Origin of the sequence: Faecalibacillus sp. MSK20_93 (assembly GCF_020589945.1) — a bacterium.
In the GTDB taxonomy this organism is placed as follows: domain Bacteria; phylum Bacillota_I; class Bacilli_A; order Erysipelotrichales; family Coprobacillaceae; genus Faecalibacillus; species Faecalibacillus intestinalis.
The window spans coordinates 1-20,837 of sequence record NZ_JAJDKA010000027.1 but is presented as its reverse complement, the minus strand read 5'-3'; the positions used below and the strand labels follow the sequence as shown (position 1 = coordinate 20,837).

At 28.1% G+C, this 20,837-nt stretch carries 26 protein-coding genes; all 26 read right to left on the bottom strand.

Annotated elements, in window-relative coordinates:
- Positions 1-38 precede the first annotated feature (38 nt).
- A complete protein-coding gene (locus LJD34_RS09135) occupies positions 39-302 on the bottom strand; it encodes a hypothetical protein (protein ID WP_227359696.1) in 264 nt (87 codons plus the stop codon).
- Positions 303-352: 50 nt separating this feature from the next.
- On the bottom strand, positions 353-526 hold the full coding sequence (locus LJD34_RS09130; protein WP_227359695.1) for a hypothetical protein: 174 nt from the start codon (positions 524-526) through the stop codon (positions 353-355).
- Between the two features lie 79 nt (positions 527-605).
- Positions 606-1,073 carry a hypothetical protein gene (locus tag LJD34_RS09125; protein ID WP_227359694.1) on the bottom strand — a complete coding sequence of 156 codons (468 nt, stop codon included), beginning with the start codon at positions 1,071-1,073 and terminating at the stop codon, positions 606-608.
- 338 nt (positions 1,074-1,411) lie between these two features.
- Positions 1,412-2,182, bottom strand: coding sequence for a replication initiation protein (locus LJD34_RS09120; protein ID WP_227359693.1), 771 nt, complete (start codon positions 2,180-2,182; stop codon positions 1,412-1,414).
- 68 nt (positions 2,183-2,250) lie between these two features.
- A complete protein-coding gene (locus tag LJD34_RS09115) occupies positions 2,251-3,231 on the bottom strand; it encodes an Ig-like domain-containing protein (RefSeq protein WP_227359692.1) in 981 nt (326 codons plus the stop codon).
- 244 nt (positions 3,232-3,475) lie between these two features.
- Entirely contained in the window at positions 3,476-6,676 is a 3,201-nt protein-coding gene (locus LJD34_RS09110) for a VaFE repeat-containing surface-anchored protein (protein WP_227359691.1), read from the bottom strand.
- 240 nt (positions 6,677-6,916) lie between these two features.
- Entirely contained in the window at positions 6,917-7,984 is a 1,068-nt protein-coding gene (locus LJD34_RS09105) for a hypothetical protein (RefSeq protein WP_227359690.1), read from the bottom strand.
- A gap of 59 nt (positions 7,985-8,043) precedes the next feature.
- Positions 8,044-8,190, bottom strand: a complete 147-nt coding sequence (locus LJD34_RS09100) for a hypothetical protein (RefSeq protein WP_158556452.1) — start codon at positions 8,188-8,190, stop codon at positions 8,044-8,046.
- A complete protein-coding gene (locus tag LJD34_RS09095) occupies positions 8,183-8,572 on the bottom strand; it encodes a hypothetical protein (protein ID WP_117812380.1) in 390 nt (129 codons plus the stop codon). Before LJD34_RS09095 ends, LJD34_RS09100 begins: the two co-directional genes overlap by 8 nt.
- A 770-nt stretch (positions 8,573-9,342) precedes the next feature.
- Positions 9,343-10,107, bottom strand: coding sequence for a hypothetical protein (locus tag LJD34_RS09090; RefSeq protein WP_117812381.1), 765 nt, complete (start codon positions 10,105-10,107; stop codon positions 9,343-9,345).
- A 61-nt stretch (positions 10,108-10,168) separates the two neighbouring features.
- A complete protein-coding gene (locus LJD34_RS09085; protein ID WP_227359689.1) occupies positions 10,169-10,321 on the bottom strand; it encodes a hypothetical protein in 153 nt (50 codons plus the stop codon).
- Between the two features lie 11 nt (positions 10,322-10,332).
- On the bottom strand, positions 10,333-10,626 hold the full coding sequence (locus LJD34_RS09080) for an HU family DNA-binding protein (protein ID WP_227359710.1): 294 nt from the start codon (positions 10,624-10,626) through the stop codon (positions 10,333-10,335).
- 89 nt (positions 10,627-10,715) lie between these two features.
- Positions 10,716-11,078, bottom strand: coding sequence for a hypothetical protein (locus LJD34_RS09075; RefSeq protein WP_117788374.1), 363 nt, complete (start codon positions 11,076-11,078; stop codon positions 10,716-10,718).
- A 268-nt stretch (positions 11,079-11,346) separates the two neighbouring features.
- Positions 11,347-11,784: a HEPN domain-containing protein gene (locus LJD34_RS09070; RefSeq protein WP_227359688.1), complete on the bottom strand. Its 438-nt coding sequence runs from the start codon at positions 11,782-11,784 to the stop codon at positions 11,347-11,349.
- Positions 11,774-12,100 (bottom strand): nucleotidyltransferase domain-containing protein, encoded by a 327-nt coding sequence (locus tag LJD34_RS09065; protein ID WP_158556415.1) that lies wholly within the window; start codon positions 12,098-12,100, stop codon positions 11,774-11,776. The genes LJD34_RS09070 and LJD34_RS09065 overlap by 11 nt, the downstream gene beginning before the upstream one ends.
- Positions 12,101-12,233: 133 nt before the next feature.
- Positions 12,234-12,815 (bottom strand): hypothetical protein, encoded by a 582-nt coding sequence (locus tag LJD34_RS09060; RefSeq protein ID WP_227359687.1) that lies wholly within the window; start codon positions 12,813-12,815, stop codon positions 12,234-12,236.
- Positions 12,816-12,817: 2 nt separating this feature from the next.
- Positions 12,818-13,246: a hypothetical protein gene (locus tag LJD34_RS09055; protein ID WP_175300656.1), complete on the bottom strand. Its 429-nt coding sequence runs from the start codon at positions 13,244-13,246 to the stop codon at positions 12,818-12,820.
- A gap of 92 nt (positions 13,247-13,338) precedes the next feature.
- Complete coding sequence (locus LJD34_RS09050) at positions 13,339-14,358, bottom strand: hypothetical protein (RefSeq protein ID WP_227359686.1); 1,020 nt, start codon at positions 14,356-14,358, stop codon at positions 13,339-13,341.
- Between the two features lie 45 nt (positions 14,359-14,403).
- A complete protein-coding gene (locus tag LJD34_RS09045) occupies positions 14,404-16,080 on the bottom strand; it encodes a hypothetical protein (RefSeq protein WP_227359685.1) in 1,677 nt (558 codons plus the stop codon).
- A 48-nt stretch (positions 16,081-16,128) separates the two neighbouring features.
- Positions 16,129-17,301, bottom strand: a complete 1,173-nt coding sequence (locus LJD34_RS09040; protein WP_227359684.1) for an ImmA/IrrE family metallo-endopeptidase — start codon at positions 17,299-17,301, stop codon at positions 16,129-16,131.
- Positions 17,288-17,479, bottom strand: a complete 192-nt coding sequence (locus LJD34_RS09035) for a hypothetical protein (RefSeq protein WP_117788386.1) — start codon at positions 17,477-17,479, stop codon at positions 17,288-17,290. The genes LJD34_RS09040 and LJD34_RS09035 overlap by 14 nt, the downstream gene beginning before the upstream one ends.
- A 59-nt stretch (positions 17,480-17,538) precedes the next feature.
- The gene (locus LJD34_RS09030; RefSeq protein WP_227359683.1) at positions 17,539-18,588 is read right to left on the bottom strand and encodes a DNA-methyltransferase; all 1,050 of its coding nucleotides are present in this window, start codon (positions 18,586-18,588) and stop codon (positions 17,539-17,541) included.
- Positions 18,588-19,088 carry a hypothetical protein gene (locus tag LJD34_RS09025; RefSeq protein ID WP_227359682.1) on the bottom strand — a complete coding sequence of 167 codons (501 nt, stop codon included), beginning with the start codon at positions 19,086-19,088 and terminating at the stop codon, positions 18,588-18,590. Before LJD34_RS09025 ends, LJD34_RS09030 begins: the two co-directional genes overlap by 1 nt.
- A 46-nt stretch (positions 19,089-19,134) precedes the next feature.
- Positions 19,135-19,566, bottom strand: a complete 432-nt coding sequence (locus LJD34_RS09020; protein WP_227359681.1) for a DUF2958 domain-containing protein — start codon at positions 19,564-19,566, stop codon at positions 19,135-19,137.
- A 49-nt stretch (positions 19,567-19,615) separates the two neighbouring features.
- On the bottom strand, positions 19,616-20,533 hold the full coding sequence (locus tag LJD34_RS09015; protein ID WP_227359680.1) for a hypothetical protein: 918 nt from the start codon (positions 20,531-20,533) through the stop codon (positions 19,616-19,618).
- A gap of 32 nt (positions 20,534-20,565) precedes the next feature.
- The gene (locus LJD34_RS09010) at positions 20,566-20,715 is read right to left on the bottom strand and encodes a hypothetical protein (RefSeq protein WP_227359679.1); all 150 of its coding nucleotides are present in this window, start codon (positions 20,713-20,715) and stop codon (positions 20,566-20,568) included.
- Between the last annotated feature and the right edge of the window lie 122 nt (positions 20,716-20,837).

Below are 20,837 nucleotides of genomic sequence, written 5' to 3'. Positions count from 1 at the left end.
TCAAAAAGTCAGATAAAACCGCTTGGGTTCTACCTGATCTATTTATTAAAGTAGTTACCGATTACTTCTACGATTGGCTTAGCCAAGAAAATAATTGCTAAAGCAACCAATACACCTTTTGTTTTTTGTGAGTACATTTGGTCTTGTTGTACTTCGGCAAATGATTCTCTAATTTTATAATAAGCAATGATTGCAGGGAATGCGATTGTTGCACATGATTGAACAAATGTATATCCATCAGCAAAGAATGGTCTGATTAGGTTATAAATAGGTGCAAATCCATTTGCAAATAAAATAGGCATAAAATTTCCTCCTTTCGTTTAAATAAAAAAGAGCCAACATGGCTCAATGACTAAAGCGTTGTAAATAGGGTGATAAACACACCAACTAATGCGTAAAGTCCTAATTTTTTTAATAAATCAGAAAGTTCCATATCTCGTTTTGCAAAGTAGCGTACAACTTCTGCACTAGACATGAGAACAAAGAATATTGCTCCAAGAATTATGTTCATTACCTTGACGTGCATTTTTTTCACCTCCTTTCAGGTATAAAAAAAGACAATCAGACAGGTATAAAAAAAGACAATCGTTTGATTGTCTAAACTGTTATTGATTGTTATAGTGTGTGATAATTACATCTAATAAATCTGGGGATGTTTTGCCATCATGAGGAGAACTGTATGTTTTACTTTCAAAATTTTCAGCCCAATATGCTAAATTTTTCCAAAATTCTTTTTCTTTATCTGTTCCATCAAAACAAATATTACATTCTAATGTAACGGGATTAATATAAACATAAAGATTGTCATTGTTATTTTTTTGATTATATAATGCAAGAACTAGAATACCATAGTTTGTATCATATTCTTTTACTTTGTAACGAAAGAATTCTAGAATTGCATTATATGATTTTCTTTTTATTTTTATTTCTCCAAATATATGAAAAGGCAAATTAATGTCATTTTCCCAATATGTTTCTATTACTTTGTATTTCGCACTTGGATATGCAGTTTTTATAATATTTTCAAAATATTTTTCTTGCACTTTTCTTAAATATTTTCCATATTTTGTCATTATTTTCACTTCTTTCTTAATATTTTTCTTGTAATAAGTAACTTTTAATAAAAATATCTTTTATATACTATCTTTTAAAAAAATGTTTTAAAGTTAAATAAAATGTAAAAATAGTTGATTTTATCAATAAAATTTATTTTATATTTTGCATAAATTTCATATAAATGGGACAAAATTACACTTTAAATAGGACAGAATTACACATTGAAAAAGGATAATTTTACACTTTAAATAGGACAAATTTACATTTTATGTTCAAAATCAGTTCATTGTAATAGTTACTTTAAATAATAATTAGGTATTAGAATCTAATTGACGGGGACAAAATTACACATGAATTAATTATATTCCCACCATTTAAAATTTTTTACTTCTTCAGGATAATTAATTGTTATCTTTTCTGTATCATTATTATTTGATGGCAAAAATTTAGATTTATAAATTGTTAGATATATACCAACAACACTTCTTCCTTTTTTTATATGTTCATATCTAATGGATACGTCGTCATTTTTTGCATTTATTTCATCAATGGATGGTTTAATTATCCTATTATTAAAATCTTTAAATTTGTTATATTTATTTTCTACATTTAAGTATTGTCTCATATCTTTTAACCACCACTTATATGAAATAACTTTTAAATTAGCACCAAGTAACATTTTGCAAAATGCATAAATACGAGGACTATATGTGAGATTAAGTTTAGTGATTTGCTTTAAATAGATCCATGTAAATTGTTTTGTACGATCTAGTTCGTCTAAATATGGTAGATAAAGTTCATTAAATTTAATTTTAACTAAATTGTTATTTTCTGATATTCTTCCAGTAATTATAGGTTCTGCAATATGTTCATTGTTTATAATATTTCTTATTACTGATGATTTAACAAGATTCAGTAGACTATCGTATATTAGTTTATTTTGATTTCCTCCATGACCGATATTTAATTTCTTTTTTATATCTGACAGTGAAATTTCAATATAGGTTTCTCCCTGTTCACGTACAGTACATGCTAGATAGAACAGTTTTAATTCCATATTATTCATTTGGTGTGTTGCTCTTATCAATGCGTTATCTTGAGCAAATTTTTCTTTTTTTAATTGCATATTATCTTAATCCTTTCAAAAAGATAAAAAAGCAATCAAGTGATTGCTTTTTAAACGTATTAATTTTTTTAATTAAATGTAACATTAAATCCATTGCCATCAGGACTAACTGAATAACCATGAACTTTACCACTGTTCATCATACTTTCAGCATAGCTGTATGCTGAATTATATGAATCAATGGAATTACCACTAAAATATTTGTTATATTGGCTAGGATTAGTCGAAGTTCCTGAATTTGACTTGTTATTTGATGGGTTAGATGAATTAGAATTATCATTATTTTTATTATTATTAGTATTAGAATTATTTTCATTTGAAGTAGTAGGGGATGTAGGCTGATTGTTTTCAATACTAACTGTTACTTTTTCCTCTAATCCATTTGCTTTTACATGTATGATGGTTTGCCCGTTACTGATTGCTTTTACAAGACCATTTTCATTTACTGTTGCGATTCCTTCGTTTTCGGATGAATAAGTACATTTATTTTCTTTACCAGTAGTAGAAGCATTTATTTGAACTTCCTGATTTACTTTTAAAGATACTGATTTATTAGATACAGATAGAGTAGGCTTATCATAAATATGTATGGTTGATGTAGCCTTATTTTTATTACCAGCTTCATCTTCAACAGTACAAGTAATTTTATATTTTCCTACTTTGTTCTTGATTTTTCCTTTATATTTAATTTTTAGATTTTCTTTCTTTGTTAGATTGTCATTAATTATAAATAATTTTTTTATACTGATCTTATCATCTATCGTATAATCTATATCTTTTTGATATTCGATTATTGGCTTCTCTTTATCTTTAACGGTAACGTATAAAGGATAACTATAATTATCAACCTTATATACCAGTTTTTGCTTTCCCATTTTATTTGCAGAAAAAGTAGGGCATTTAATTGTATAATTATCTATTGTAATTGTTTTTGAATTTTTATGTCTGTTGATGTCAGAGATACTGTAACTATCATAGCCTGTTACAAATTTAGTTGTATCAACATCCTTTTTTCCATAGTTGATTGTGATATTCTCTTGAAATTTCATTCTGTCTTCTTTGGAGTAAGGATCTTTGATCAAGTCAGTACATCCCGTTGTAAAAATCAGAATAAATAATATGATTATAGTTATTTTTATATATTTCATTTCAATCTCCTAAATTAATTGCATTCTTAATATTTATAAAGAAAAGTTTAACCTTTTCTCTATAAATATTAAGAGGTGGCTATTTGCCACCTCATGCATGTAAATTATTTTTTGCCTTTAAGAATAGGTTAGACTTTACGTCACTTTATTTTTTATTCATGGCTTTTTTTCTAATAAATAGTAGAGAAAATGCAATTAAAGATAATACAGCAATTACAACATAGTAGTTAATACGAGTATCATCACCAGTTTTTACTTTTTTAGCAACTGGTAATAATTCATCATACATAACGACTTTTTGAACGACTGTTCCATTGTTATCAATAGTGAAATTGATACTTTCAGCAGTTTTGTAGTTTTTAGGTGCGATTTCTTCGATTAATGTATATGTTTTTCCAATAGTCAAGTTTTCAATCATATGAGGTTCTTTACCTGAAATCCAACTATCTACGACATTACCATCAGAATCTTTAACAGTTAATTTAGCACCTTCCAATTCTTTTTTAGTAGTAATATCTTGTTTTGAAATTTCTACATTGTCAGTACGTTTGATATTGACAGTTTGATCTTCATCATCCTTATCTTCATGTTTAGCAATTTCATTACCGTCTTCATTGAATAATTTTTCAAATACGACTAAAGAACCACCTGTGAAATCTTTAACGTCAAATTCAAAAGTAACATCTACAGTACCATCTTCAGTTTCAGGAATGAATTTTTGAGTAGCTGTAACTTCTTTGTCATCTACTTTAAATACTTTTCCATCTTTGGTATGAAGTACACCAGTTAGAGTATATTTCTTACCTACAGTCAATCCTTCATAAGAAACGGTATCAGTTAATTTGATTTTAGTTTCTTTATTGTTATCAACTGTAATTTCTTTGTTGTTTTCTACATTAGCTGAAGTATGAATATCAATAATATTGACAGTTTGATCTTCATCTTCAATGTCGCTATGACTAGCTAACAATCTGTCTTTTTCATACATATCTTCAAAAACAACGATTTTCTTTTTAGAAAGGCCTGTACCTTTGAATGTAAATTCTACATCAATAGACCCAGTTCTATCTTCAGCAGTAAATGTAGTTTTAGCAGTAACTTCTTTTCCATCAACTAATAAAGGCTGATTAGTTTCTTTATCCATCAATACACCTTTTACAGTATATTCTTTTCCTTTGACTAATCCTTTGTAAGAAACTTTATCTTTAATTGTGATTGTTTCTTGTTCTTGGGCTTCATGGTTGTCATCAGAAGTTGCTGTTGTATGAATTTCAACTTTTTCATTCGTCATTGATTTATCTACTGTATATACTTTAGTAGTTGTATCTTTTTGGCTGAATTCAAATTTGATTGGTGTATCATCAGTAGCATATCCATCTAATGGTTTTGTTTCAACCATTGTATAAACAGTTTTACCATCAGCATTGATTGGTAAATCAGCAATATTGATTTCTCCATTTTCATCAGTTGTATATTCACCGATGACTTCATTTTCGTGATAAATAATTGAACCATCAGCATCATCAATTACATCTTGATCAGCTGTTAATTTGAATCCTACATCTTTCAATGCTTCTTTTGTATCATAATCTTTTTTGATTAATTTGATTGAACCTGTAGGTTGTTCGTTGTTGATAACGATTTCTACTACATTATCTCCATCATCATCTTTAGTAAGATCAACTTCATTTAAAATGCTGAATTCTACAGGAGCATCTAAATCCAAGAATCCTTTTGGAGTTTTGATTTCAGTAATTTCATATTCACCTTCAGATAATTTTAAAGGAGTTGTCACACTTCCTTCTTCATCATCTGAAGATGAGTATTCATCTTTAACGACTACTTGATTTTTACTGTTAGTTGTAAATACAGAATATTTAGTTTTTCCGACTTTTTGAGTTACATATTCATCAGTTTCTTTATTTTTGATTTTGAATGATGCACTGTTTAAAGATACTGTCTTACCAGTTTTAGCATCTTTTTTGACTAATTTGACATAGGCAGTAGTAATGTCATTGTTCAATATGATATTGTCAGTTTCTTTACTGATTTCATAAATCAAATCAGGGCATGTAACATATCCATCAGGAGTTTTTGTTTCTCTGATAATGTATTTTCCATATGGTAAGTTAGTTGTAGTTGCATATCCTTTTTTAACGTTTGAATTATTGGCTGTTGTAATAACATCATAAGTACTTGCGTTATCCCAACCTTTTTCATTGACTTCACTTTGAAGTTTCAATGTAAATTCAGCACCATTCAATCCTTCAACCAATCCACTTTGGTGATTATCTTGACCAATACCTAGTTTTTGGATTTCAACATTTCCAAAATCCAACCAGTCAACTGAATAATATAATTGTCTTCCATCAGGATCTACTTCCCAAGAACCTTCTGTTTGTGTCCCTGAACCGCCATCTTTAATCGCTAGAGCTGTAAAACGATCACATCCGGCACCAGCAACATTTCCACTTTGGTAATCACTGATATTTTTATTAGGTGCAGTCAAATAAAAACTTTGTCCTGCGTTTAAAGTATATGTTCCACCTGTTTGTGTTTCAGAAGTAGTAACATTATGCAATGTTACTTCATCTTGCAATGTTAAGTTTGCTTGTGCGTTACTTCCTTCAAGTGTAACTGTATTTGTATATTGGATTCTATTAGCTGGATCATAAGATGCAGTTAATTTTGCAATGAATCCATTACTATCGATACTTGGATTCCATTTAGCATAGCCAATATCAGGCTGAGACATGATCCAGTTATAACCCCATAAGATATTGTCACCATATCCGCTTACTCCGTCGGCATTAGGCCATTTTTTATTGAAATCGTTTAGGTTTAATCCCATTAGATCTCCACTGTAGGCATAAGATAACCAGATATGTGTAAATAAATAAGCACCGTCATCGAAATTACCATGCTTATCTCCAAAATCATCAGGAACACAGGCATTCAATTCTTTAGTATACATATCCTTTACTGTTTGATTGTAACCAGGTCCTCCAAATCCATAATAAAGTAATTTTCTGACTGCTTCATTATTTTCAATGACTTCAGCTGGATAATTTCCTGCTGAAGGGGATTTTTTACTGGCTTCTAAACAATAGGCATATTTCCCATTGTATTTTGTCATTACAGTTGACCATTGTTTAGTAGAGCCAATTTTTTTAGACCACCACCAAGGATAATTTATTTCTTTGATTCGTGTAAATTCATGAGGAATTGTATTATCCCAAGCTTCTACTGAAGTAGTGTTTCCTGCAGAAAAACACATGGAGAATATCATTCCAATCACGATGAACACTTTTGTTAGTTTATTAAATTTATTAAACCATTTGTTCATATTCTCTATCTCCTATAATTATATTTAAAATATACGTATATTTTCTTAATGCAAGTTTGAACATTAAGTTACTTCTGTGAAACAGGCTTTATATTTGACGAATCAAACAACCTTTGACAATAAAAAAAGACAATCCGTAGATTGTCTATGGGTGAAACACCCATTTGAATATGTAGTTTTTCATTTCAATTTCTCCTTTCAGTATAGAAAAAGACAATCTTTTGATTGCCTTTTGTAATTTTATTCCCAATGCTGACTAGAACCATAATGATAGCTAGGATGTCTAATATTAAATCCTTCGTATTCGTCAGTACAAGGTGTATTATTAAATTTATTTTTAGCATCACTTAATGATACAGTAGATTCAACATGTTTTCCACAAACATAACATTCATACCAATAAGTTGTTTTCAAAACTTTTGAAGGTTGAGATGGTGTGCTTGAATTACCACTCGAAGATCCTGATGAACTTCCACCTGTATTTCCACCACTAGATGGTTTACTGGAAGAACTTCCTGTACTGTGTGAACCACTATTGCTATTATTTGTTGAATTAGTGTTTGAACTATTGCTGGAACTATTTCTATTAGAAGTTTTTGTGTTATTTTTAGGTTTACTTACAACAACTGTTTTCTTTTGACCAGTTGTTGGATCAGTTTGTACTTCTGTAGTAGTTTCAGTATTTTCATCTGTTGATGGTTGAACAACTGTCACTTTAAATTCTTTTTCAGTTTTATTTTTATTGACATCTTCAACAGAAGCTTTTGCTGTATATTCTCCAGCATTATTAACATCCACACCACTATAGTCAATTTGAATATCATTTAATTGAGCTAAATCAGTAGCACTCATTAATGATTTGAAATCAAAATTTGAAAGGTCAGTTCCTTTAACGACTTCCGTATTATCAGGAACATTTAGCTCTGGAGCGGTTGTATCTTTAACAGTGACTTTGACAGTTTTTGTTTCATCCTTATATTTAACTGTTACTTTATATTTTCCAACAGCTGGATAATCTTTCTGATCTTCATTTTTGATACCATTTTTAATTTTAACATTGTTTTTAAGATACTTAACATCGTCTTTATCTAGTCCTTTTGTCTTGACTAATTGATCAAATACAGGATTATATGTTTGACCGTATTCAACAGTTACAACTTCTTTTTTCAAAGATAAATCAGGAGAAGTATCTCTAGTAACATAATAAACTCCTCCAATCAGTAAAACACCAGCCACACAACCAGCAGCGATTTTTTTTGATTTTGTATTTAAATATTTTTCAATAACATTTTGTTTCTTTTCTTCCATATTCAACACTCCCATTTTTATGTTTGAGCCAAGTTGGCTCTTTATTTAAATTATTAACTTTATAATTTTATTCCTGTAATACATGTAATAAATGCAGAGATAATTGCTAGACCCAAAGCAATAGCAATTACAATTATATTTTGAGTAAACATAGTTTTAATTACTATTTTTAAATATTCTGTTATCGGATCTTTTTCATTATTCATCTTCTACCATCTCCTCTAATATTTTTTCTAAAGCTCTTACTTTCTTCAATAATACATATCCATTCGTTTGTTTGAATTCTTTGCTTGATGTTATGATAGGGGTTGGATCTTTTCCAACAATAGCATCAGCTCCAAGTATTTCTTTACGTTCCTCTGGACTTTTACTTCTAATAAAATCAACTGCTTCTATCTCAATGATAACATCAAGCATTAGCATAATTTTATCTCTTACTTCTTCGTACATAGGCTGTAGTTTTTCTTTTTCTACAAAACCGTGATAGAAGCTGGATCTTGAAACATCATATTTATCCAATTGTTTTTTCAAAGAGCCAGTATAAAATTTCTTGATAAGTTGAATTTTGTTATTTATAAATACGCTCATTTTCTTCACCTCACATTAGGAACACTTTTTAATTTTCACGAACAACTTGTTCCTTATCTACTTATATGTTATTCCTAATGGTGGCATAAGTCAAATCATATATTATATAAAAAGGTGTTTTGATAGCACACCTTTTTATAGAGAAACTATTAATGAACCAAACGTTTACTAGTATTCCTTTCTAGGAACTCCTAGTATACATATTTTAGCATATCTAAAAATCGGTTTTCTCTACTTTTTTTCCACGATTAAAATTTGAACTCTTTTGAAAGTCACATAGAATAAGGACTTTTTATTTTTATATATTTTAAATTTTTTTTGATTCTCATTTAATCAACTACATTTAAAGTGGATTTTAAAAAGAGCTAGTTTGGCTCAATTATGAAAATATTGATTTAATGAACCAATAAAAAATGAAAAGAGCCAAGTTGGCTCTTTTGAATTTGAAATATATTCTACAGGTGGATTTCTGAAAGAATATACTTTTTAAGTTGATTGAATTAGATGGTTTCTTTTGATCAACTGTATGTTGGATTTATCTATTTCTTCCAACTATAGCAATTATAGCATACCCCAAAAACGGTTTTCTCTACTTTTTTTCCACGATTGATTTTTTTAATCTTCTGAAACTAGCATAAAATAAGGGTTTTTAAAAATCAAAAAAAATAAACTTTTTTTAAATATTATCAAATATGATGATGTAATTCTTATTTTTTACAATAAAAGAGCCAACTTGGCTCTTTTAAAAAATACATACATAGACAAGCACATTATATGGATTGTTCGTCATTAATTTCTTCTGTTTCTTCATTTACATGTTCTTCTTCAAACAGTTTATCATATTTATGAGGTTCACTTATACATTCGTTCATTGCATCCATCAATGGTTTTAAATCACTACCATGTGCTAAAGCAAACAATTCATTTAAATCATTCGACAATAATTTATTTAGGTCTATATCTAATCCTAATTCTCTTTCAGCAAATTGTTGGGAGAATAATATTGTTGTAATAGCATTTCCTTTGTAAAACGGTTGAATATCAAACAGCTTACTCATATTAAAAGAGAAAAGGGCAACTTTTTGATCTAACGAACATCTTTCATAATAATTCTTATCGAACCCTTGAAACACTTCATTAAATGCGAGATCAAAATTTTCTAAAGACATTGGTTCAATATAATGTTGAAAATCATCTTTGGTTGTTCCAACAAAATCTACTGTTCTGAACTTTCCAGCAAAATCATATAGATCTTCATAAATAAATTTATTGATTCCTTTTAGAAAATTGATTTTGTCATCTTCAGTTTCAAGTTTTATTTGATCAAGAACATTTTCTTTTTGTTCAATAAGCATAGCAGTTTTTATCTTTACAATGTTTTCTTCTTTAATTGCTAATTTTGATTCTGATTTTATATTCAATTTATTTTTTAAAGTATTAGTGTGTTTATATTTTAAATCATTAAATCTTTTTAATTGATTTTCATAAGAAAAAAATGGATCACTTAAATCCAATTTATCGTGTTTTTCATTCATCTTTTTTTCCTCCAATTTAGTAAGTAAAACAAAAGAGCCAAGTTGGCTCTTTTGAAAATGATTATGATTTTAATTCTTCTTGAAGTAAATCGTCTAATGATTTAGTTCCTTCGATATATGGTTGAAATAAATCTTTGTCCTTTGAGTATCCATCTAAAGAGCAAAGTGAAGAAGCTGTTTCAACAATTTGTTCTCTTTCTTCTTTTGTTTCCATGACCTTTCCTCCTATTCATTTACAGCTTTTTTTAATGCTGAACTTGCCTTAAAAGCAGGGGATTTACTTGCTTTGATTTCAATTGTTTCACCAGTATGAGGATTTCTACCAGTACGAGCGCTTCTGTCTCTTACTTCAAAATTACCAAATCCCTTTAGAGAAACTTTGTCTCCTTTAACAAGTGCATCAGTAATTACGTCAGCAAAGCTTGTGATTACTTTGTCTACATCAGTTTTAGTCAGTTCAGTTTTTGAAGCAATAGCTTCTACTAATTCATTTTTTGTCATTAATAAATTCTCCTTTATCTTTGTTATATAACTATTATATTATAACAGTTGTGACAATTTCTAAACATTTTTTCTACTTTGATGAATGAGCCAAGTTGGCTCTTCTGCTAGATTTCGATAATGTCATCTTGTGTTTGTTCTTGATTTAACACTTGATTTTCTTTATCTTTCAGATAATCTAAAAAGCTTTCATCATTTGCGGATAAGCATTCAAATAGATTTTTAGCAGTTACAACACGTATAGCTTCATTTATATTAATAGATATATTTTCTTTAGAAAATAATTCATGTACCTGTTCTTTAGAAATTTCAAATATATTTTCATAAAATTCTATAAATGTTGAAAGTTCATTTACTTGATTATTGTTTAAAAATTCTTTATAGCAGTCAGAAACAGCGTTTTGCATTGGGTAGTTGCTTTCACTTTGTTCTATTAATTGATCTATCAGTTTTTTTTCTAATTTATTCATGAATATACTCCTTTTCTTTGGAAATTGAAAAGAGCCATATTGGCTCTTTTCAATGATTATTTGTATTAAATTTGAATATAAAAAGCAGAAATTCTTTTTAAAACTTCTACATTTGTAGTATAGCATATGTAAATCGACAAATCCTCTACTTTTTTTCCACGATAGATAAATTATTAAATTTATATGCTATATAGAAAGAGCCAAGTTGGCTCTTTTGCTAGATTTCGATAATGCTATTTTTAATTAAAAAGAGCTAAAGTAGCCCTTATTAAATTTCCAAATTATTTTCTTGTTCATCTTCTTCAAATTCATTAACATATTCTTTATACATTTCTTCGACATTAGATATTAAGTTTTCTATTTCAGGAAATGCTTTTACTATTTTACGTCTAGCTATTTGATAATCTAATATATATCTTGTTTGTGATTCCCAGTTGGTAATCATATCACTGTTATCATCAATATATTCAGGTATCAAATCTAACATATCATTTTTTTCAAATACATTTATTAACTGATTAATGCTATGGACTTTTGGAAAATCTATACCATTCATAAAAAGAATGTATTTTAATGTTAGTTCAACTGATTGCTGTAAATGATAACCTGCATAATTGAGCATTATTTCATCATCAAATGATTCATAGATATTTTTTGCTATTATTAAGTTTTCTTTTGCAATATCTAGGTATGTTCTATCGCTCATATATGGTTACTCCTGTTTTCTTTATTTCATTTCTTAAATTGGCATCTACTGTAAAATTGTTCCAGTAATCATATGCCTTTGTAATAAAAGGAAAGTTGACTCTCTTATTTTTATCAAGTTCAAGATAAATATCGATGTCACTGTCAATGTGACAAGTAGGTTTTAAACTTGATCCAAAAATAATTATCTTTTTTATATTTTCATCCTTTTTTAATGAATTTAATATTTCTGATACATATTTTTGTTGGTTTGGAAAAATACGATCACAATGTTCAAAGGGTTGTTTTATACATACATGATATTTATATTTTTTCATAAGCATAACCTCCTTATAGATATTGTATCATAATAATTGATAAATAGATTAAAAGAATATTTTTCACTTACCATATTTTTTTACATCGTGTCACCACTAATTTAATATTAGAAAGGGTCAACTTAGCCCTTTATTAAATTTCTAAATCATCGTTTTCTTGTTCAAACTGTTCATTTTCATATTGATTTTCTTTGATGTTTTCTTGTGTAATAATTGATGCTATTTGTTCTTCTATGATTTTCATTTGTAATGGATCATTGATAGAAACTGGTATATCAATAATATTTACTTCATTATCTGAATTCAATAAAATACCAACTTTGCCTTCATTAATGAAATTATTTTTTTCTTTAATATCATATATAAAGATATTATCCATATCTTTAACATGCAATTTATCTAGTAAAGTAGCATACTGTTCAAGTGTAATTGCACTTTCATATACTTTACCTTTTAAATTCTTATTTAATATATGTTTTTCTTTGAATTGTTCATTAATATTTTTTATCAATTCGTTTATTGTAGATTTATAACTTGATTCAAGAAAAGAAAAGTAGGGCGAAGAAATAAAATCATTGATTTCATTTACGAATTCATTCCTGAATGATTTATCTTTTATATTTTCAATAAGATATTCTTTTAAATTTTCCTTTTCATGATTATTAGAAGTCATTAAATCTGAATAGATTTCAATAGTATTAACTAAATTATTCATGATTATAACCCCATTGATGTTTCAATTTCATCAAGAGATAATTCGTATTCTTGATGATGTTCTTCTAAATCATATCCTTCAAGTTCTTGTTGCTGAATTCTTTCAACAGCAAGATCTATGAAATTGTTGAGTTCCGCAGGAGTAATAGGTTTGACATATCCGTAAACTTTTAATGAAAGTTCGTCACTGTCGGGGGCTTTTACTTCTATCATATTAAGTAATGCTTGACAGATCGTATATCCAGTTGCTCCTTTTGCTAGAAGTACTCTAACTCTGTCAGGATCAATTAATCCCATTTGCCCAATTAAAGAGAGTGAATCAGGAATTTCTGATATAACAGATAAAAGTATTTGCATCCGTTGATGATTATTGAGTTTATAAATATTCTTTTTTAATGCAAGACATATTTCTTTGCTTCCTTTATAGTTCATACATATCATCCTTTCTTTCTATAAAGTCAAAATATTTAGTTTTCACAAAAAGAGCCAAGCTGGCTCTTTTTAAATTTGATTTCTTGATTTTTCTACATCTTTTTATTGTAAGTATTAGGTGAAAATTCAATTTCTTTATTCCAGTCAAGAATGTTGTCTAATTGTGATTGAAAATATTTTAAATATTTAAAACGTATATTGTTTGGAAGTTCTTTATAAATAATATATTTATACTGCTCTGCGTGATTGCATTCCCATTCACTAACAGAGTGTTCTATTGCATATCCAAGTCTTTCTAGTTTCAAATTGGTATAGGCATCATTGCTTCTTTGTTTTGCTAATTCAAGGCATTTGTTTGTTAATTTATTTAGAAACTTTTTATTTTCAAATAGTTGAATTGAACAGTTATATAAATCTTTAAGAGATAATGATGTATCATTTTCAAAAGAATAAGTTAGGTCATATTCATTGATTTCGTGAGGTGCGCTGATTATATCTTTATAATTTAAAATATGATTATTTCCTACTTTTCCATTGGTATATAAATTTAATTCATGCGGATAGATATTTCTTCGTAAGCTAGGAGAAAGTTCAATATCTAATTTACAATAGTCCTTTGATATATCTGAATCGTATTTGTAAATAAAGTTAAGCGTATTGGAATTTCTAGAAGAAAGCCATATTTTAATACTGCTTTTATTATAATCAACATCATAATGTCCATTCAAAATAAAATTATTAAAAATATAGTCATTTACTTTTTTATTTGTACTATTATTTTTAATAAAATCTATTAGATCCTGTAAATTTTTTTCAAGAATAAATTTTGATGTATTTCTTCTTATTGGTGTAAAAATAGGGGAACCTAATTGATTATTTTCTTTATCAGCTCTTGCTATTTCGCATATATTGATAGCCAATTCTAAATATTCATTGTAATTTTCTATATATCCTACAAGACAATCATTTAAATCAACGATTACAAAATTTTTTTGTATCAATTTATTCATAAGATTGACCGATAATTCTTTTTCATTTGAGCTATATGATATTTTAGCAACATACAAAGGTTTAAAAGTGCTAGTTGATGCAGTTGTATAATTTATTTTCATAGCTTTTCCTTCTTATAATTTAGAAAGAGCCAAGTTGGCTCTTTGTTATATTTCTAGTTCATATTCATCTTCTTGTTCTTCATATTGATTATTTTCTTCTTCATTTATAACTTTTTCAAATACTTCATACATAGCTTGTTTTTTAATTTCTTCACAACGAGCAATATCTCTATGAATTTCATGATAACGTTTATTTATTTCATTAATTTCATCTAATTTGTCATCTAAAATTGATTGAATACTAGAGGGGTTTTTCATCAATTTAAAAGGCATTTCTTCAAAGAATGAGAGAGTTTGAATAATGTTATTTTTATCAATTTCATCATATACAATATCTAATTGAGATACCTGCTCATTATATATTTCACCGAGTTCTTTTAATGATTTTAAACTATTGATTTTTAATTTAGCATCTTCATTTTCTAACAGTGAATTTAAATAAGTTCTGATGTTTTTTTTATGAGCTATTTCATTCATGACATCTAGTTTTTCATTTTCCAGTTTATTTTTTTTTATAAACTGGAAGAAATGTGTTTCTTGATTTAGAAGATCTTTAAGTTTAGTTTTATTAACATTTATTTGTTCATCAAGTTCATTAAGTGTGTTGTTTATTTCATCATTACTTTTGTATGCTAAATCTTTTGGAGAAATATTATTTTCTGATAATTTCATTACATCCTTATTATGGTTTAATAAAAATTTATAATGTGCTATATCTGTATCAATATCCTCTAGATTTACAGGCTTTAAAATACAATAGCTTTTTAAATATTCTCTAAAATCTTCTCTATCAAAATTTAATAGTTTGTAATCAATTTTTTCATTTTGAACATGTGAATTTTGAAAATAGTCATTATATTTAGATATGAATATTTCTTGGGATTTTGTTATCTTATACATGTCGTTGAAATAAGAAGCGATAAGTTCCTTGTTATTTTTTAGCATATCTGCATTATCTAATTCAACTGAATATTCAGCAAATAGTTCACGTAAATTTTTTTCTGCTTCAGGGTACAGTAAATAAGTATCCTTAATTTCATTTTTATATAGTCTTTCAACATTTTCAGGTAAATGCGTCAATCTAAATTGTTCACAGGTTTGCATTTCCCAGTTTTCAACATCCATACCACCGTTTGATCCATACATATATTGGTCATAGGCTTCACCAGCATCATATTCGGCAATTTCCTTCATGGCATTTATTACTGCTGTTTTTACATCTTTATCTAGCAAAATTGTATCATCTGTTCTTTCAAGTAAATCGTTTGGTAATTTAGGAGGATATTTGTCTAAATATTCTTTTATATAAGATAACACATACTTTTTGGTTGGTTTATTTTCTTTTAACAGATCTTCCATTTTTTCATTGATCATATTGAGTCCTTGTTCATCAACTTGTTTATATTCAAACAAAGGTATCTTTTCTATACGGTCATTATCTAGGTATTCAATCCATATATCAGTATCAGAATTCGCTAGGCTGTTTCCCAAGCGGTCACCTTCAGGATAACTAATAACAATTTTAGTTTCATTATTAGAAGAAAGACGAATCGTTTCTTTATCTTCAATATAAAAATCTGTAGAGTTTTCTATGAATTCATGTTTGAATTCTTCGCTAGGGAAAAGCTCTTTGATACGTGCAAGAGCAACATTTTCATTGATATTAGATCCTTTCAAGGTAGATACTAACTCATTTATTTTTTTATTTAACAATTCATTCATTTTATTTTTTCCTTTCCTGATAGATTTAAAAGAGCCAAGTTGGCTCTTTTAAAAACTCATTTCAATTTCATCTGTTTCTTCAACAATTTCATCTTCTTCTAAAGAAGTTTCTTGTTCTTGTTGTAGAGTATATTCTTCAATATACTGTGTCATTTCTTTAGCGTGACTGTTAAATTTTGACATGACATTAGTTGAAAGATTTTCAATATCCAATGATATATCTTCATGAGATTTACCAGCGTTTTCAAGTTGTTTGATATATGAGTTATAATTACCTTTTAGATGTGACTTTAATTGGTCATCTAACTCAAAGCCATACATTCCTAATGACATTGTAGCAAATATATCCGCTTCAATTTCTTTTCTCTCCGTTGTAAAGAGGATATTTGTATTTTGTCCATCTTCTTTCTCACTTTTTTGAGCTTCTAGATTATGATAAAATGCGTGTCCTAGTTCATGCAGCATAACATAGATTTTTTTTGTATCTTCACAGATAGTATTGATGCAAATTGCATTTGATGAAGGCGAGAAGAATCCACCTAATGAAATTGAATCTAATTCTACATCTTCAATAGAATAGGGGGTTCTTTCATTAATATAATTTGCTATTGCTTTGCACATAAAGTTTGCTTTTTCATCTGCAATACCAACAGAAAAAAGTTCTGGATATTTTTCTTTTGGATAGGTTGTTTGTGAAATATCAAAGACAGTACCTTTACCAAAAACCAGCTTTTCTTTTATATCATACTCACCAGCCTTAGCTTTTTCTTTGATTTCAGCACATGCTTCGGATAAAGCTACTGCAATATATTGTGCGTTTGTTGTAAGAATCGTATCTTTATAATTATCAGAGATTTTTTGGTATTTCAGTACTGTTTCTTTATCAGCAATTATGAATCTCTTTGTTTGTGGAACGAGAATACTTGCTCCATGTGTTCCTTTTTTTGGATAAGCTCCCATCTTTACCCATGATGCACTTGATTGAACAAATGTAGCATGAGGGTTTTGTTGAAAAATCATTGCGGTATTTCTAGGTGAATAGTTATAGAATCGTGATGAAAATAGAAAGTATTCTATCATCTTGTCTTGGTCGGTTCTATAATTATCAAAAATATCTCTTATGGCTGTTTTTGACAGTTCTTTAGTTTCTTCAACCTGTTTCTTATACTTTTCAAGTTGTTCTGGAGTAGGTGTCCACTTTTTCTTACTATTCTTCGACATCACATAGACCTTCTTTCATTAATTTTACAGTCATATCTTCATCAAGTTCCTTTACAAGTTCTTCATCGACTGTATCAGAGATATTAATGATTTCCTCAACATAACCGATGGCCATTGTGTCAGTATTTCCGACATAGCTTACATTTCTTTTTAAATCTTGTTTAAAACATACGTACATAATTATTTCCTCTTTTCTTTTTTATTGATTAAAGTTAAAAGAGCCATGTTGGCTCTTTATTATAATTCTATTTCAATAGTATTTTCTTTATCTTCTTGAACTGTATCATTACTATTATTTAAAATGTTTTCTTTCATCTTATCATAGGTTTCTTCATCTTTTTCTATAACAATTACATTACGATTTGTATTGAGAGAAGCAATAGCAAAATTCCCTGAACCGCCAAATTGGTCTAAAAGCAATTCATAAGGCTTTGAAATGCAATGAATAATATCTTCTAAAAGTTCAACTGGTTTTTCGGCAGGGTGTATTTTTTCTTTTGCTTTTGCTGGTTGATAGTCAAATGCGGTAGGAAGCATTTTAGATGTTCCAGACATATAGTGAATTTCTAACCCATGTTTTTCTAATATATCTCTAACTTCATAAGAACTTTTACCTTTTACATCTAATTTGTTTTCTCTTGCAATTTGAAGATTTCTTTTTTGATTTAATCTCAACTCTCTAGGTTTGCCATTTGAGAAAATCAGGACATCTTCACAGTTGCTTGATTTTCTACCAGTATTGCTTACAAAAGTTCCTTTTGACCATGAAACCTTAGAGTAATATCTAAATCCAGCATCTTTTGCCATTTTTTTGATACTGTAGAGATATTCCATGTTATCTTCATTTTCTTCTGGAAGAAATTCAACAAGGAAAGCTCCCTCTTTTAATACACGTTTTTTTTCAGTAAAATCATTTTGTTCATATCTAAAAAGCTCATATTTTGCAAAGTTTCTATTTCCGCCTTTCAATGATTTAACTAGTGAATAGGGGTGATCCGTAACAATGCCATCAATGCTTTTATCAGGAATACTGCTTAAATCTCTACCATCACCATTTATTAAAAGACATCTTGTTTCTTTTCCTTTAATTTGGGAAGTTACTTGATATACACCTCTACTTATTTTAGAAAATATTCCTCGTTCAACACCTTCATAGATTCTAGTTCTGACAGATTCATCATTGACTTTCATATCTTTGACTGTATTAATAACTTCGGTTGCTTCCTTAATTGTAAATGATTCATCTTCATAAAAGTAGTCGAATAAATTCATTTGAATAGTGTTCATTATTCTTCAACTCCAAAAACTTTATATAGATGGTTTACAAATTCATTGCTCTCTTGTTTTTGGTAAATAAGATGCAAATGAGGTATTCTATCATGTTGGAAAAAGTGGGGTACTAATGCACCTTTTCTTTTATTCTCTTTAAGAAATTTACTGTATTCACTTAAAATGAGTTTATATATTTCATCAACTTCATCAATATTGTAATTATTATCTTCATCTTCAAAATCAATGAGAACTACTGAATAATGTTCAGGTGAAAAGTTATCTTCAAAATCTTCTTTATTAGAAACATTGAACTCTTTCAATGCTTTCTTTCTATTATCTAATTCAACCATTGAAAAGATTTTTTCTTCATCTTTAGTGCCATCAAATAAATGAATATTACCTTTCATTATGTAATGTTTATTGTAATGTCTTTCAGTAGTAGCAAACATATAGGCTTCAAAATAATTTAGATTTCCTTTTAGTGGGTAATCATTATTAAGTAGAATGTTTATCATATAGGTAGCTCCTTTCTTTGTCAAAAAAGAGCCAACATGGCTCTTTTTAGATTTCTATTTCTTCATCTTCATAGACTTCATCAGTTTCTTCTTGCATATCTATTAAAAACTGAGGTACTTCAATATCACTTAATTCCATAGCCTGTTTTAAATTACAATGTTCTGGTAAATGTATATCTCTTTCGATAGAACCTATCGTAAAGGGAATACCATTCAGTTTTGCTTTTATTTCAATGCTTTCTAGCTGTTTTAATGTAACATAGCCAAATTCGGCATCATGTGGATTACTTAATTGTACATATCCAAACATTAAATAATCTCCATCTTCCTGTTTGTCTCCTTCAGTAATAAGCCATGTACCATGTCCGTATGGATTATAAAACTTTGCAATTACTTCAGCATCAAGTCCTTTTCCATCTTGACTGTATAATGGATATTTTTCAAATTTTTTTTCAAGTTCTTTTGTTAACAGTTTCATTTTGTAGTCTCCTTTATAGATGAAAATGAAATGAGCCAACTTGGCTCTTTTATATTTCTAAATCACTTTCAATATCTAATTCTTCATTAGTTTTTGCAATTTCAAAAATGTCTATAGATTCTTCAAGTTGAATATTATCATTCAGTTCTTCAATATTTAATTTTTTTTCACCGAATAGATAGGGCATTATATCCATATAATAATCAAGATTATGTGTTTTTACATACTCGTACATTTGAATGTAATTCATATTTGAAGTATCAACATGATGTGTGTATGCTAATTTAAGTGATAAGTCTTTAAATATGTATTTTTCATAATATCCATTAAGATCGTTAATTAAATTTGCAATACCAATTTCATCTATATCATAGGGTGGGTGAGTTTCTATGTTTGTATCCTCTGAATCAAAAAAATACAAGTTGTCATCAATTATTTTATATGTCAGATTGAAATAATTCATAAATTCTTTTAGTGTTAATTTATTATCTGATTGAACTTTGATAAATAAATCTTTTTCAACTTGACTTTTAGTAAAACATGTTCTATCATGATTTTTAGATAGAGCATATGCTACGCAGTTGGGCAATTGGAGCCCTGTGTGCCTAGCAAGTTGTTCTATTTTTTCTTTTAATTCATTTTTTGGATAATTAGTATTTAATTCAAATTTTTTATTAGCATTTAATGTATTTATGATTAATGAATTGAATTTTTCTTTGCCGTATATAGAAGTAATTTGATTAAGGTCAAAACCACCTCTTTTAGCATCATATCTACATATAGCTATAATAGGGCTACCATCTCTTTCATCTAATTCATCAAGAACTATTACTTTACTTGTTGGTTGGGTAATTGAATCCATGGCAAATAAACTAGTTGAAAGCATATCATAAATATTCATTATAAAAGAACTTCCTATTTCATGTTCATTATTTATTTTTATAACTTTATAAGGGTTTATAATCAATATTTTATTTTCATCTATTTCATCAATGTAATTTAAGCATTTGGTGTATTAGATATAATCATAGGGTAGTTCATATCATATAAACCATTCATAAGATTAATCAATTGTCTTTCAAAAGAATCAATCTTATTTTTACTGACTATTTTATTATTGATCTTTCTAATTTTGTCTACTTTATTCATTTTATGATTCCTTTCTATTTAAACTAAAAAGGGCGCTCTAAATAATCGAGTGCTTTAGCGAAATTCGCTCTAAATTATTAAGGGGGATATTGATGTGGAATCAGTATTCCCTCTAAAATATT